Here is a 14,917-nt window from a genome sequence, read left to right as displayed (position 1 = left end):
GGAGTTTAGATTAATGATCCTAAAGTCTTTAATTGACATAGGAATCACTTGTTTTTAATTTGATGCCCCACCAAGCCAGCGCAATGATCAACCCTACCGCGCTCATGATTAACCCAAGCAAAAGGCCTGGCGTGCGGTAAGTTAGTTTGTAATCTTTTTGTCCTTTTTCTAATTCAATCCCGATAAAAGCTCCGTTGACTTTAACAATTTTACCGTGATTAATCCGCCAGCCTTTCGAATAAGGAACCGTGCTGGCAATTACTTTCTTCACAGGATTTTTAACATTTACCTTGATTTGATCACGCTCTAAATCAAATTTGATATTTTCCTGACTATTGCGCTTAATTTCTTGCGTTGATTTCTTAATTTCTTTGCTACTAGGCCCAGCAACAGCTTTTAAGTCAAATGAATAATGAGCTAGCGTATCAACGTTTAATAAAATTTTCTGATCTTTATCGGTATTCTCAGCTGGTCCCAAGTTAAGCGCAACTTTATCGCGCAGCTCATAACCTGAAAGCCGTTTAGGAGAGAGTTGTTTAAAGCTATTTGTCCGATCAAGATAGCTGGCACTCATGATATAACCTGGCTTAATCCGACCAATTTTCAAATAATTTGTAACCAACCAGCGATATTTATAAGTATCATCTGTTTCATGATCTTTAATTGCTGTGTTCCAAAGCTCACCGAATTTGAATGTTTGATAATCTATGTTGCTAAACTCGAGATGAATTTCCTTATCCTCTAGACTTTTGTCAGCATCAAAGGGCAAAACTACTTGGGCATAAGGACTTTGATTCTCCAATTGCGTCGGTGTTTTGGTTGTGAACCCTTTAAAATTATCAAAAGGCACAACTCGAACTTTTTTCGCCATCGATGATTCCTCTTTGCCGCCAGCTACTTCGACTGAGTCTAACAAACTTGCTTCTTTTTGAGTTGGGCTCAGCGCTTGATAAGTTTTGGAAGACATTACATATTTCGGAAAATAAAAGAGCGGAAAAGCTGAGTCAGAATGATAGAATTTTTGATTGTTATAATCTCTATTTTCATCTTTCTGATAGGAATTGGGAACGATCGTTTGACTCTCATTTAGCCATAACTTATCAACACCCAAATAGTTGAAGAGAACATCACGTAAATCGCCGTTGCCGGTGACGTCATTTGGAATCGAATTGCTGACTCCAAGGTCATGCATAAACTGATAAACGTTGTCGCCCTCTAAAGACCAATAAGTCTCAAACGAATTTAAAGAGCTTAATATCGGCAAGCTCGGATGATACGTGTAGCCAGGCAATTGCGTATCGATATAAGTGCGACTAAAATCGCGCTGATCGTCTGCATTTTGGTAGCCGCGCTGACGCTTAACTAAAGATAGAACTTCGGATTTACTCATAAGATTGTTGGTCCGGTTTTTCCCGTATGGCTCAACGCTTAGGAAAATCGCCGCCGCGTTAAAAATGACTAAAATTGAAGTAATTGCCGTAATTTTCCGCTCAGATTTTCTGAATATAAACAAAATTATTGCGGTCAAAAAATATCCAAAAGCAAGAATCGTTAGGTCGCGAAACCAATGCTCTGTATCAAGTGTCAGCAGTAGCGAAACTGCAATCACGCCGCCTGCAATCATCAAACATTGAAAATCTTTTTTGGTTAACTCGCTAACATGATCTAGTAAAAAGGCTGCTGAAAGGCCAAGTGGCAGCTGCAAGAGTAGCAACCAACGATTCGAGGGCGAAGACATTCCATTAAGCACGCCACACAAGAACGGAACGAGCATGCAGATGACCCCGATCCCAAAAGTCGCGGTCAACGTGCGATATTTGCGATAATTCCGTCCAATATATATAACTCCCAGAAGCCCCAAAGACATAAAGCCCCCGCGAAACCAAAAACCCGTCGACACTCGGGGAACTAACATCGTTGCTGGCAGCGACAAATAATAGGCAAGCGGGTAAATATGGATCCCGTTGGCCACATTTCCGGCCGTCCGAGCTGAGTTTACAAGGAAGTATAATGAAGGAATGAATAAACAGGCACTAATCAAAAATCCCGTCAGAGCCGCTAAAAATGTCCGAAGAAAAATTTTCCATTGACGATATTCTCGATGCCTAACTAGCTCAATCAACCAGTAAACGATTGCTCCAACCGCTAAAATATAGGCGAAATAGAAATTCACCAAAAGGGTCACAGCGACCATCACAATTAAAGGAAAAATCGATTTATTTTGGACGGCTTTTTGAACAGCAATTATTAATAATGGAAAAATGATTAACGGATTCACAAAAAACGGATGTGAAAAGACGCTGTACGCCGAATATCCGGAGAAAATATAAACAATGGCTCCCAAAGCGATTGGAACATTGCGAACTTTAATCAAGCGCTTGGCGGCAAAAACAAAAGCCAAGCCAGCTAGATATAAGCGCACGATAACCATAATTGAATAGTAATCGGGCAACCACGCCTCGGGTACTAAGATACTTGGATAGAAAAATGGGTCGCCTAGAACATAATAAGAAAAGGTCTGAAGGTAATCTTGCCCCAGTCCCACTTTCCACTGCCACATCGCGAGTGGCTTGCCATGAAACAACAAATTTTGGAAATCCTGATGCACTTGAACAAGAGCCGGATAATGCTGGGCGATTCCGTCCCCGCTCCACACTAACGTTCCTCCGCCTAACAGACGAGGTCCAAAAATAATTAGCGAAATTATTGTAAAAACGATCGTGTAAAAAAGAATTACGTTTCTTGTTAACTTTCGGAAGTGAAATCTCATTAATTTATGATACAAGATTTTCGTCTAAAAAAAAGCAAATTTTTTTAAAATTTTTGCCGCACCAGCCCAAACTAGTGCCACCATGACTCCCAAAGCGCTCAGCTTTAAGCCAAGATCAAGAAACGGCGTGCGATATCTAAGCTGATATTCTCTTTGCCCCTGATCTAGTTCAATACCGATAAAAGTTCCATTAAGTTTCACAATTTTGCCGTGATCAATGCGCCAGCCTGGCGAATAAGGAATCGTTGTCGCGACGACCTTTTTCACTGGATGTTTGACCTTGAGATCAATTTTGTCCTGCCCAATTTTAAAATCAAGGTTGTCACGACTAACTTTGCGGACTTTCTTCGCAGTTTTGGTAATTTCCTCACCAGTCGGCAAAGTCGTGAGTTTTAAATCAAACGAAAAATGCGCCATCACGTCGGTGTTTAAAAGAATCCACTGCTCGTGATCGGTTTGATCAACTGGTCCTAAATTTAAACTAACGTTTTTTCTAACTTCATACCCCGAAAGCCGCTCAGCTGATAATTGGCGAAAACTATCGGTCCGATCTAAGTAAGTTGCGCTTAATTCGTACCCTGGGGTTGCGCGCCCGATTTTGAGATAATTGCGCGCCAACCAGCGATTTCGATATCCATTCACGTTAAAATCCTGAAAATCATCTGCGCCTTTTAATTGATCATTTTCATGCTCAGCCTGATAATCAGTCAAATCGGCTTGCCACAATTGACCAAAATTAAAAGGATCATAGTTAATATTGCTAAACTCCAGGTGCAGCTCTTGGTCTTTTAACTCCGGATCAGCTGCCATCAGCAAAACTACTTGCCCCGACGGACTTTGCAATTTCAATTGCTCTGGAGTTTGAGTTGTAAAGCTCACGTGCTGACCCTTAGAATACAAAATCGTCTTATTATAAAATGGCACATTTTGAACTTTGGCTGCCATTTTGGATTGATCTTGACCCTGCGTTAAAGCAACTGAATCAAGTAAACTGGCTTCTTTTTGAGTTGGTGTCATTTTGGTAAAATCTTTATTTGAAATCAGATACTCAGGAAAATAAAACAGTGGAAACGACGAATCAGAAAGATATGTTTGTTGCCCATTATAAATTTCAGAGTTGTAATTTTGAAACGACGCAGGAATAATTTTGGCATCTTCGTTGAGCATAATTTCGCTTACTCCCAAGTAATTAAGCAAAATATTGCGCAAGTCAGCATTCCCAGTCACATCATTTTGAATTGAGTTACTAACTCCTAACTCGTGCATCAACTTGTATACATCGTTGCTTTCTAACGACCAATACGTTTCCAGCGAATTGAGGTCGCTTAAAATCGGCAAACTCGGATGATATGTATACTTGGGGAGCTGTGTGTCAATGTACGCACGTGAAAAAGTTGGTTGGTCTGCGTCACGATTTTTAGGATCAATTTGGTAATCATTGACCACTTTCTTCTCATATCCGGCCTGACGCTTGGTCAACTCTTGAACCGCTTGGCGGCTTAAGAGGCGATTGGTGGCACTAATATTGTAAGGTTCAATACATGCAAAAATTGTAATCGCATTAATCACGGTCAGTACTGTTAAAATTTGATTGCGATTTTTTTTGACCGAAAGGAGCGCAATGACGGTCAAAAGGTACTGAAATGTCAGCAAGCCTAGATCTCCGTCATAACGCCCGAATGCTGAAATCACCAGCAAAGAAACACAAATTACTCCGCCAAAAATCACAAAAATTAGATAATCTGCTTTGACTAGCTCGCTGAGATGTTCGAGCAGCAAAACTGCTGCAATTCCCAGAGGCAACTGTACCAATAAAAGCCAGCGATTGGACGGCGACGAAAATCCATTGAGCACACTGGCAAAAAATGGCAATAAGAGTCCAAGCCCACTCAGACAAAAGATTATCGTCAATGTTTGATAAGTGCGGGCACGCCGCAACACGAAGATTACGCCTAAAAGTCCCAAAATCATCAACCCGCCCATCAACCAGAAAGCTGATTTACCTTGCGGAACCAACATCCGGCCTGGCAACGACAAATAGTAAGATAACGGATAAATTTTAAGCCCGTTCGCCATTTTTCCATCAGTTCGAGCCGAATTCAACAGAAAATAAAGCGAAGGCAGAAATAGCGCCGCACTGATGAGAAATCCGACTGCAGCACCTGCCACTACTCTAAACATATTTTGCCAACGACGGTATTCACGATGCCGAATTAAAGCCACAATCCAATAAACGGCTGTCCCGAGCGCCAAAATATAAGCAAAATAGAAATTAACAAAAAGGGTCAGTGCGACGATCCCGATCCACGGTAAAACAGATTTTTGCTTCAACACTCGCTGCAGCTGAACTATGAGGATCGGAAACAAGATCAACGGATTTAAAAAGAACGGATGAGCAAAGCTGCTATACGCTGTGTAGCCCGAAAAGACGTAGACAATCCCGCCAAGACCAAGCGTGAAATCACGAGCTTTAACTAAACGTCGCACTGCAAAAATAAAGGCTAGTCCTGCTAAGTACAGCCTGACAATGACCATGATCGAGTAGTAGTCAGGCAGAAACGACGCTGGAAACAATACGGCGGGATACAATAAGACGTCGCCCAAAACATAGTAAGAAAAAGTCTGAAGATAGTCTTGCCCCAGACCGATATTCCACTGCCACAAGGAAATTGACTTGCCGCAGAATATTAATTCCTGCAAATCGTGATGAAATCTCACCAGCGCTGGATAGTGCTGCGCAATCCCGTCTCCACTCCAAATCAAAGTTCCGCCTCCTAACAACTGAGGACCAAACACTACGAGCGCTACGAGCACAAAGAGAATACTATAAAAAAGATTGGCATGCTGGATTATTTTCTTCATACTGATATTATCCGTTTTTTGGTAGAAAAAAAGCAACCCTTTTAGCGATGGATTACTAAACCTAAAATATAGACGATGAAAATTCCCATGACTAAGAGAGATCCGACATAGTTAAAAAACAAAGATCCCAGCAACGCAAGCCCTGCGAGCACAAATGCGTAACCTAACTTGCGGCCAATTTTTGATTTAAACGCAATGTGATCTTCCGATGTAAGAGTCGGAAAATAATTACCCATCGCGATGAAAAAAATTGCGATCACAAAAGTTACGATCCGGCGGACATCTAGTGCGTTTCCCAAGCCAAAACTGAGCGTGATCAGATAAATAACTGTTGAAATTATCGGAGTAATCAAAAAAAGCACCCAAGACATTCTTAGCGGTCGCGATCTTCTTTTGGCATCAGCCTGGTAAGCCCCTACCAAAACGAGCTGCAAAAGCGTCGCGATTATTGGGATGCCAAAAAGGGCAAGATTCTTATTGATAAAACGATCAGGTTGATTATTAACTCCAAAATGATTTGGAATTCTCATCGGTAATTGCGAGTAGAAAATCACCCCTAAAATCATCGGAGCCAAAATTATCGCAACCGTTACAATTGTCCAATTGAACAAATTTCTTTTACTCGTCATCTTCTTTTTTTCCTCCAATTTTGTAAAACCAAGCCAACACATCTTCAAAAACACTTGCACTAAGTGAATAAATAATGTAATTTTTCTCACGGTTTTCCGTGATCAGCCCCGCTTTCTTTAGCACCTTCAAGTGATAAGAAACCGTCGCATTACTTAAATCGAAATTTGCCGCAATTTCTCCTGCTGACATCGGCCTTTCACGCAAATGCTCTAATATTTCTCGCCGCTCATCATCAGCTAAAGCTTTCATTGTTTCATTTAAACTCATTTCACACCTATTTAGAAAATTTTCTAATTAGATTATAGACTTCAAAAAATTCAAAAGCAAGAATTATTTCGAATTTTTTCGAAATGATTTTTAGAAAAAAAAGCAACCCTTCAGATTTTAGCTAAATTGTTGATAATCTGATTTGCTACTTTATTCATTGATTGATAAATCGAACTATTAACTTCGATTGGCTTTTTAATTAAAACAATTTTTCGTTCAATTGAATCATCAAAACTCAGCTTCAACTCAAGATTTTTACGAACTTTTCCCTTGATCTCAATTGTATCCTGGACCAAACTGCAACTTTTTAAAGATCGATAACTAAAAAACTCCGGCGGCAATTTCGCGTCACTGTATTTGCGATTATTAGGTAAACAAATTAGTTGATGAGGGTCATCAAACAACAAATATTGATTAATCCGCCTAGTAATATCAAAATCTGGTTGTGATTTGTATTTCTCAAAAATGGCAAGCAAATCACTTGTATCTCGATCAACAATCGTTTGGGTATACTCTTGACTCACAATTCGGTAACATTTTTTGCATACCGCTCCATCACGACACTTGAACTTCATAAATCCTAAAGGTTGACCGCAAATCACACAATCTTGTTTCAATTAATTAGCTCCTTGCACAAAAAATTATACTTTTGGTATTTCTCTTGATACCTTGCAGCAATTTTTGCATCCGGCACTACTACATCAGGAAGATCCAGCGAACTGTGTACTTTAGAGCCTGTACCAATTATTGCTAACATCGCTGCTCCTTCCACCGCCTCTCGATCTTTTCTAAAATGATTCATAGGACAATCAAAAACATTTGCTAAAATTTGCTGCCATAGCTTAGACTTTGCTCCTCCACCGATAATAGTATATGAATCTGATTTTTCCCCATCTTGCATTGCGTCAGCAAGCATTTTAAGAGCAAAGGCAACGCCTTCTAAAACAGCCTGATATAAATCATCGGATGTCGTTGACAATTCGAGGCCAACGAATGCCCCACGTAGATCAGGATTATTAAACAAAGTCTTTTCTCCATTGACATGAGGAAAAAACAATACCGAATTTTTTCCTAAACGATCTTCTGAGATTTGGGCTTGCGCTCGCTCAAAATTGCTTTGGTGCATAATTTGTTCAAGCCACCAACTATTAAGCTGCGCACCCGCCTGGACGGTTCCCTGGGTCAAAATCGTTTGGTCCTGCGGGTTAACCTTAACCACTACGTTCTTGCCAATCGAGTTTAATTGATGATTTTCATTAGGTATAATGACCACGCCTGAGGTTCCTAGCGATAATAGCGGAATTTGATCTTCAAAGCTCCGATTAATTAAAGCTGAGGTTGCATTATCACCCGTGCCCGCCACTACTGGAATTTTATTTTTTATTCCTAACAAGCCCATCATTTCGTCAGTCAACTCCCCAACAATCGTACTAGCTGCGTTAATTGGCGGAAAAATTTCTGAAGGTAAATCAAACAAATTAAAAGTCTCTTTAGACCACCCGTCGTTGGTAAAATCATAATAAGCTGTAGTTGACGCATCGCAATAATCAGTCGAAAAATTACCTGTTAAACAATAAACCAAATAATCAACTGGCATTAAAACTTGACCGAGGCGATCAAAGCTTAACGGTTCATAATCCTTTAACCACAAAAGATTTATAAGCGGGCTTCCTGTTGAGATAATTTTCGCATTCTCTTGTAATGTAAGATGTTTAACCAAACGTTCTTTCACCGGCAAAACCAAATCCTTAGTGCGCGTATCATTCCACATAATTGCAGGCCGAATAATTTTAGCTGCACGATCCAAAAAAACTGTCGTGTGCATTTGACCTGTAATCCCAATTGCTACAGCGTATTCAGCAGGCAATTCTTGAAAAATTGCCCTTAGACCTTCGATCACCGCGTTTAACCAAATCTTAGGATCAATTTCTTTATAATTTGGCGCTGGCTCGTCATATTGATATTGAATCTGTTTACTACTAAGTTGCTGTAAGTGATCATTAAGCGCTGCAATTTTTAAAGAAGAGGTTCCAACATCAATTCCTAAATAGTATTTATCCATATTAAACAAACAAAATCATCGTCTTTAACGTATCGGGTTGCAATGCATCCTCAAATGCCGCCAGAAAATCTTGATAATTATAGACCTGACCTAACAACGGACGCGGATCGATAATTTTTTTGCCGATCAACTGGGTAGCCCGGAAATATGTTTGTCTAGTCGGACTCACTGTTCCCTTAATGAATTTCTCGTGCGAATGCACTGCCCCTAAATCAATAGCAACTGGCTCATTGGGGTGCATTGAACTAAACATGAACGTCTGGCCCCCGCGGCCGTAAAATTGATCGCATCAATTGCAATCTTTGGATTGGCAGTTGTGTTAAAAACCACATCAGCGCCAGATCCGCCAGTCTCTTCTTTGACAAATTCCACTGCATCACCTGCCATCGGATTAAACACCACATCAGCACCCAACTTTTGCGCTAGATGACGTCGATGCTCATTCGGTTCAGAGACTAACACTCGAACTCCTTGTAATTTGGCCACCAGCACATGTAATAGACCCATTACTCCGCCGCCAATTATTAAGACGTCTTGCCCCAATTTCAAATGCGCTCTCTCAACACTGTTGATGACACAACCTAATGGTTCAGTAAAAGCCATCTCAATAAAATCTGTCGTTTTTGGATATTTAAATAGATCCGTTGATTTAACAGCTAAATATTCTGACATTCCCCGAAATCCAGAAACACCATTTTCATTTTTAAAAGTAGGCGAAGTATAAATCTCGGTACATAGATTTTCCCTGCCATTCTTGCAGTAATAACATTCCCCGCAATTAGGCAAAATATATTTAACTACGTGATCGCCCGTTTGAAATCTTTTGGGATTTACATTTGTCCCAATCTTCACAACTTCTCCACTAAATTCATGTCCGCCGATTCGAGGATAAGTCCACAAAGTATCTCCTGTATAATCTCGAACGTCATTTTGGCATAACCCATTGGCTCTTACTTTCATCAAAACTTCATCGGCCGCAATTTCTGGCATTTCAATGTCTCTAAGTTCAATTTTTTTCGGGCCCAATTCCATAATAACTTTCATTGTCTACACTCCTAAAATTCCAAATAATCCGCCAAGAATCCCGATCACAATAATAAGCCCAATCACTTTTAAAGAATGCCAGCCTCTCTTTAATAAGAATAAAATCAGTAAAGTAAAACAAAATGGCAAAATATTAGGCATTAAAACATCTAAAAATTGTTTTTGAATACTAAAAGTCTGCGTCGAGGTAACTATTTTTAGTGGAACTGTGATTTTGACATAACTGGAGACCAAGCCACCCATTACCATACAGCCCATTACTTCGGCACCTTTTAAAATTTTGTTCAGGATGCCTTTTTCTAAGAAATCCATCACCGCTTCGGCGCCCGCGCGATAACCAAACATAAAATTGGCATAACTGAAAATCCACGAAAAAGCAAACATTAAGACAAAATATAAAATTGCACCCCAAATCGTGCCCTTTAGAGTAATATCAATACAGATCGCTAACAGAATTGGAATCAAAACGCCCTGATAAATAGTATCTCCAACTCCCGAAAGTGGCCCCATCATCGAAGTTTTCAAACTTGTAATAAATTCTCCGGGGATTTCTTTACCTTTGGCTTTTTGTTCTTCCATTGCAATAATCATTCCAATAATCACTGAACCAAATTCAACGTGAACATTGAAAAACTCGATTTCGCGTTTCATCATCTCCTTTTTCTTGGCAGGATCATTTTGATAAAACTTGCGCGATGCAGGTACAAAAACGTGGGCTACCGCTTGACCCATCATCCGTTCATAGTTATAACAGGTTTGAGGGAAATTCTCCCAAATGAGCCAGGATTTAACTAAATCTTTTTTACTGATTAAAGATTTCTCTTTATTCATAATCGCCACCATCCTCAAAAGATACTTCGTTTTTATTTTTGCTGCCAATCACTTGCATGTAAATAATGGCAGCAAGACCTGCAATCACGCCCAAAGGCAATAATCCAAGCTTTGAATACGTCGCCAGTACAAAACCTAAGAAAAGAAAAACCTTCGCATCGTCTTTATAAATGTATTGCAATGTAATCGCAACTCCAAGTGCTGGAATCATTCCTCCGATGACTTTAAAAATATTTAACACGGTTCCTCCAAGAACCTTAACAAGTCCATTGATATAGCTTGCTCCAAAGTAAGCAGCAATCCCACAAGGAATAATCGTAATAATCGCTGTTACCAGCTGAGGATATAAAACATTAGCGCGCCAAATTTTGTTATACTGCTCCTTTTCAATATAACGATCAGCTAAATGCGTAAAAATTGAGCCATAGGTCATCCGGGCATACCAAACAATTGTCCCTAAAAGACCAATCGGCACCGCTAGCGATAACGCCGTTTTTGCATCAAGGTGACCAGTAATTGCAAAAGCCGTCCCTAAAATGCCAGAGAGAGCCATATCAGCAGGCATTGAACCACCAGCTGAAATAAATCCTAAATAAACTAAGTTAATCGATGCCCCCGTCATCGCTCCAATCAAAGGGTGTCCCAAAATGACGCCAGTAAGTAACCCGCAAACTAACGGACGCTGTAAAGTCCACAAACCAACAAAAGGCATATTACCAATTGCGAGGTAATATAAAACACCGCATAAAAATGCCTGTAAAACTGACATAAGTTCCTCCTAAACTAAATCTTTAACTTCAATAACTCTTTGTTCGGGCACTAATTGATAAAACACATGAATCTCTGCAGCAATAAGAGCTTTAATTGCTTCGACTTCAGCTGGATTACAAGCAACATTTTTGACAAATGGCTTGCGCTCCCCCCGAATCCCCATGCCCCCTAAATTAACCTGTGGTAATTCGACTTCTTTCTCGACTAGTTGTTGATATGCGATCGGCGACTTGGTTAAAAGCAAAATTCGCTCTTTGTCGTTCTTTTCTCCCTGCAGATACTGTGCTGCATCAGATACCGTCATCGAATCAACTCGCACGTTTGTCGGAGAAAGTGATTTCAAAATTCTCTTTTGAAAAGAATTTCCTGCTATTTCATCATCAACAACGATAATATGATTGATTCGATAAGTCGGAACCCAGGCCGTAACCACTTCTCCATGAATTAAACGATCATCAACCCGCGCAAAAACTATATTTTTCATTTTTATTCTCCTAAATCCAATTGTTTATTAACATCCATAAAAGTCGCAGGGGCTTCAGACATCACCGTGTCACAAATATCTTGAATCGTGTTTTCTGAGTTCTGCCGCATCATTAATGCTTCTAGAATCATTGATAAATTCATCCCCGTAAGATGGTGAAATTTATATTGACCCATTAACTGAACAACTACATTAAATGGACTCCCGTGATAAAGATCGGTAAAGCAGATGATCTCTTCACCTTCAAGCGTTTTCAAATGCTTTTCGATTCTTTCACGCAGTTGGTCAACATCATCCTCGGGATAAAGTCCAAATGTCATTACGTTATTTTGCTGTCCTACAATCATTTGAGCACTCTCTAGCATGCTCTTTGCTAAACTTCCATGCGAAGCCATAATAAATTGCACTAATCTATTCTCCTAATAATTCCGTTAATTCACTAATAAATCTCCCATATGTAGGTTTATTTAATACTCGTTCAACAAAATGATGACTTTTAATCATTTGACCTAAATAATCCCACAACTGAAAAACTTTTGTATTATTTTTCTCAATCACTACCAACAAAGCTAAATGAACCTGATTTTGATCTTCATCCCATGCCAGAGAATTTTTAATCACTACCACTGAAACGAAAGTTCCCACCGAAAAAGGGTTAAGCGGGTGAGGCAAGGCAATTTGATTACCAAAATAGCTACTACCCAAGTCTTCTCGTAAATTCACCGCTTCCAACAACTCTGTCTTGTCAGTAGCAATTTTGCTTGCCGAAATTTGGCACAATCGATTAAGAACTTCTTGTTTTGTTTTAAAATCACCCACCACAAAGCGTTCAGAACTAAACAACTGCGTAATTTCCTCAACGTTTCTAAAACCATCAATTGCTAATTTGATTTTGGTATATTCAGAATCATCTGGATACTGATTAATCAAAATCGCTCCCAATTCGTCATGTCCCGGTTCTGTGGTAAAAATCACATCATAGTCATCAAACTTTATTTCTTCTAATTCGTAAAAATTAATAATTTTAATTTCCGCAATCTCGTTAGCGAACCAGGTCACAAGGCGCTGTTTCAAAAGGATATCTTCGCTCCTTTTAAGATTTGTAATGATCAAAATTCGCTGAAGCCCCGATAAACCATTGAGTTTTATCAAATATTGATTAAAATAGATCGCTAAATAAGCAATTTCACCTTCCTCAATCTTTTTATTTATTTTTTTTTGAATCAACATGCCCATATATGCCCCCATATCAAAAGCGAGGGGAAATGAACGTTTGATTTGTTTTAATAGATGATTTTTATTTTGAATATTAAACTCAATCCGGGTCAAAAGTGGAATAATATGTAACGCCAAAGAAACCCTCAATTCTATTTCTTGAGCAAAATCAATATTGAATTTTTCTTTAATTTCACCAAGTGAAGCTTTGATAAATTCATCAACATTTTTAGAAATGTATTCATTTTCGAGATCACTTTTACCTCTAATATAAATCGCTAGACTTAATATTTCACTATCTGGTGCCTTCAAATAGTATCGACCTGCTAATTTTTCAAATATTTCTTTAGCAACTCTAAAATCTTTCTCAAATCTTTTAGCGGCGGAAGGCGAAAAATCCTTCAGATAAAATCCATGTTTGATCCGATAAATCGAAATCTCCAAATGGACCAATAAATTTTGCAGCAAAACGTCAGACATGTGGTAATGGTGCGCATGAAGAATTTCGACAAGCACATTTTTAATATTTTGTTGGAACTGCTCGCGATCATCATCCTGACTCTCCAAACCTAAATTAATCAAACATCGCCGTTTATCATTTTCACTGCCTTCAATATAAATACCGTGATGAGAGGAACGCACTAAATTGAGCTGAAATTTTTCAAGAATTTCTGCTTCTTTATTAAGGTCTTGCGTCATCGTTGTTGGAGTCACATAAAGTTTTTGACAAAGCTGTTCTTTACTTACCGCTTGAATTTGATTCAATAAGATTAGGCTCAACTTCTTTAAGCGCGACGATCGATCAAGGCTTTTAACTCCGTCCATAAATTTATAATAATCTAGTGGATTACTAACGATCAACTGACTCCCTTTGGAGGGAATCGTTTTAAAAGTCGCAAAGTCGTTTTCGGCCAGACACTCACGAATTTGTTTGATGTCACTTTGAACAGTTCGAACACTAACCCCATATTTTTCCACAAAATAATTGGAAGTAAGATATGATGAATTAACCTGATAAAAATCACCAATCATTCGAACCTGCCGCTCATTCATCACTCCAACACCTCATTTCCTACTTAACTTCATTTACCTCGTGAATAATGTTCTTCGCTGCATCAATCACCTTGTCCACTCCTGCACTAGCCACCGCAATTAAATTAAATTCGTTATGATTCTGATCATAAGATTGGCCAAAAGTTTTAATGTAAGCTTTACGTAGGTCAGATCCATAATTCACCTTGATCAAATTACTATTCTTAGCTTTTCTGACTTGGTCAAATGGAATCCCTGAACCCCCATGTAAAACTAGCGGAACAGGTGAATTTTTTGCAACTTCTTCTAACAATGGAAAATCAAGATTTGGAGATAAATCAAGACCATGGACATTTCCTACTGCAACAGCCAACACATCACAACCCGTTTTTTCCACAAAATTCAGGACATCTTCTGGATGCGTCTTAGCATTAACATCTGACACATGATCGTCTTCCTTACCTTTAATTCCGCCAAGTTCTGCTTCAACTGGAATGTTAAAAAAGTGTGCGTACTCCGAGGCTCTTTTCACAGCTTTAATATTCTCTTTGTAGGGTAATTCAGACGCATCAACCATCACAGAAGTAAACCCTGCGTCAATACAAGCTTTGACATCGTCAAAACTCTTACCGTGATCTAAGTGTAAACCGATTGGAGTCGAAACGTTCTCCCTTTCCATCACTTCTCGAGTCATATTTGCAATAATTTGGGGACTAGAAAATTTTAAATTGTTTGAAGAAATCTGAATATATCCTCCCAACCCCATCTCATCAAAAGCTTTCACGATAGCTAAAGTCATCTCGTAATCCGTTGTATTAAACGCGGGCAAAACCAAATTATGCTTTTTGGCATAATCCATCAGAGTAAATCCATTTACTAATTGCATTTTTCTTACCTTTCTTTATTGATGAGTTAAATATAACCAAAAAAAACAGAATGAAAGCCCTAA

12 protein-coding genes and 1 pseudogene are annotated in these 14,917 nt (G+C 39.1%); all 13 read right to left on the bottom strand.

What is annotated here, in order from left to right:
• Positions 1 to 28: 28 nt before the first annotated feature.
• Entirely contained in the window at positions 29 to 2,770 is a 2,742-nt protein-coding gene (locus R8495_RS00805) for a YfhO family protein (RefSeq protein ID WP_317635669.1), read from the bottom strand.
• Positions 2,771 to 2,794: 24 nt separating this feature from the next.
• A complete protein-coding gene (locus R8495_RS00800) occupies positions 2,795 to 5,632 on the bottom strand; it encodes a YfhO family protein (RefSeq protein ID WP_317635668.1) in 2,838 nt (945 codons plus the stop codon).
• A 41-nt stretch (positions 5,633 to 5,673) separates the two neighbouring features.
• Complete coding sequence (locus R8495_RS00795; protein ID WP_317635667.1) at positions 5,674 to 6,261, bottom strand: DUF1648 domain-containing protein; 588 nt, start codon at positions 6,259 to 6,261, stop codon at positions 5,674 to 5,676.
• Complete coding sequence (locus R8495_RS00790) at positions 6,251 to 6,529, bottom strand: autorepressor SdpR family transcription factor (protein ID WP_317635666.1); 279 nt, start codon at positions 6,527 to 6,529, stop codon at positions 6,251 to 6,253. The genes R8495_RS00795 and R8495_RS00790 overlap by 11 nt, the downstream gene beginning before the upstream one ends.
• Positions 6,530 to 6,639: 110 nt before the next feature.
• Positions 6,640 to 7,146 carry a DUF4428 domain-containing protein gene (locus R8495_RS00785; protein WP_317635665.1) on the bottom strand — a complete coding sequence of 169 codons (507 nt, stop codon included), beginning with the start codon at positions 7,144 to 7,146 and terminating at the stop codon, positions 6,640 to 6,642.
• Entirely contained in the window at positions 7,143 to 8,591 is a 1,449-nt protein-coding gene (locus tag R8495_RS00780) for a xylulokinase (protein ID WP_317636642.1), read from the bottom strand. The genes R8495_RS00785 and R8495_RS00780 overlap by 4 nt, the downstream gene beginning before the upstream one ends.
• Position 8,592: 1 nt before the next feature.
• Positions 8,593 to 9,635: pseudogene (locus R8495_RS00775) on the bottom strand (zinc-dependent alcohol dehydrogenase).
• A gap of 3 nt (positions 9,636 to 9,638) precedes the next feature.
• A complete protein-coding gene (locus R8495_RS00770) occupies positions 9,639 to 10,466 on the bottom strand; it encodes a PTS system mannose/fructose/sorbose family transporter subunit IID (protein WP_317635664.1) in 828 nt (275 codons plus the stop codon).
• The gene (locus tag R8495_RS00765; RefSeq protein WP_317635663.1) at positions 10,459 to 11,235 is read right to left on the bottom strand and encodes a PTS mannose/fructose/sorbose/N-acetylgalactosamine transporter subunit IIC; all 777 of its coding nucleotides are present in this window, start codon (positions 11,233 to 11,235) and stop codon (positions 10,459 to 10,461) included. Before R8495_RS00765 ends, R8495_RS00770 begins: the two co-directional genes overlap by 8 nt.
• A 9-nt stretch (positions 11,236 to 11,244) precedes the next feature.
• Positions 11,245 to 11,721, bottom strand: coding sequence for a PTS sugar transporter subunit IIB (locus tag R8495_RS00760; RefSeq protein ID WP_317635662.1), 477 nt, complete (start codon positions 11,719 to 11,721; stop codon positions 11,245 to 11,247).
• Positions 11,722 to 11,723: 2 nt separating this feature from the next.
• Entirely contained in the window at positions 11,724 to 12,128 is a 405-nt protein-coding gene (locus tag R8495_RS00755; RefSeq protein WP_317635661.1) for a PTS sugar transporter subunit IIA, read from the bottom strand.
• 4 nt (positions 12,129 to 12,132) lie between these two features.
• Complete coding sequence (locus R8495_RS00750; protein WP_317635660.1) at positions 12,133 to 13,992, bottom strand: BglG family transcription antiterminator; 1,860 nt, start codon at positions 13,990 to 13,992, stop codon at positions 12,133 to 12,135.
• A 16-nt stretch (positions 13,993 to 14,008) separates the two neighbouring features.
• The gene (locus tag R8495_RS00745; protein ID WP_317635659.1) at positions 14,009 to 14,854 is read right to left on the bottom strand and encodes a class II aldolase; all 846 of its coding nucleotides are present in this window, start codon (positions 14,852 to 14,854) and stop codon (positions 14,009 to 14,011) included.
• Positions 14,855 to 14,917 lie beyond the last annotated feature (63 nt).

It is taken from the genome of Xylocopilactobacillus apicola, from assembly GCF_033095985.1.
In the GTDB taxonomy this organism is placed as follows: domain Bacteria; phylum Bacillota; class Bacilli; order Lactobacillales; family Lactobacillaceae; genus Xylocopilactobacillus; species Xylocopilactobacillus apicola.
Note: the sequence above shows the minus strand (reverse complement) of the source record. Positions and strands in the feature narration are given on the sequence as shown.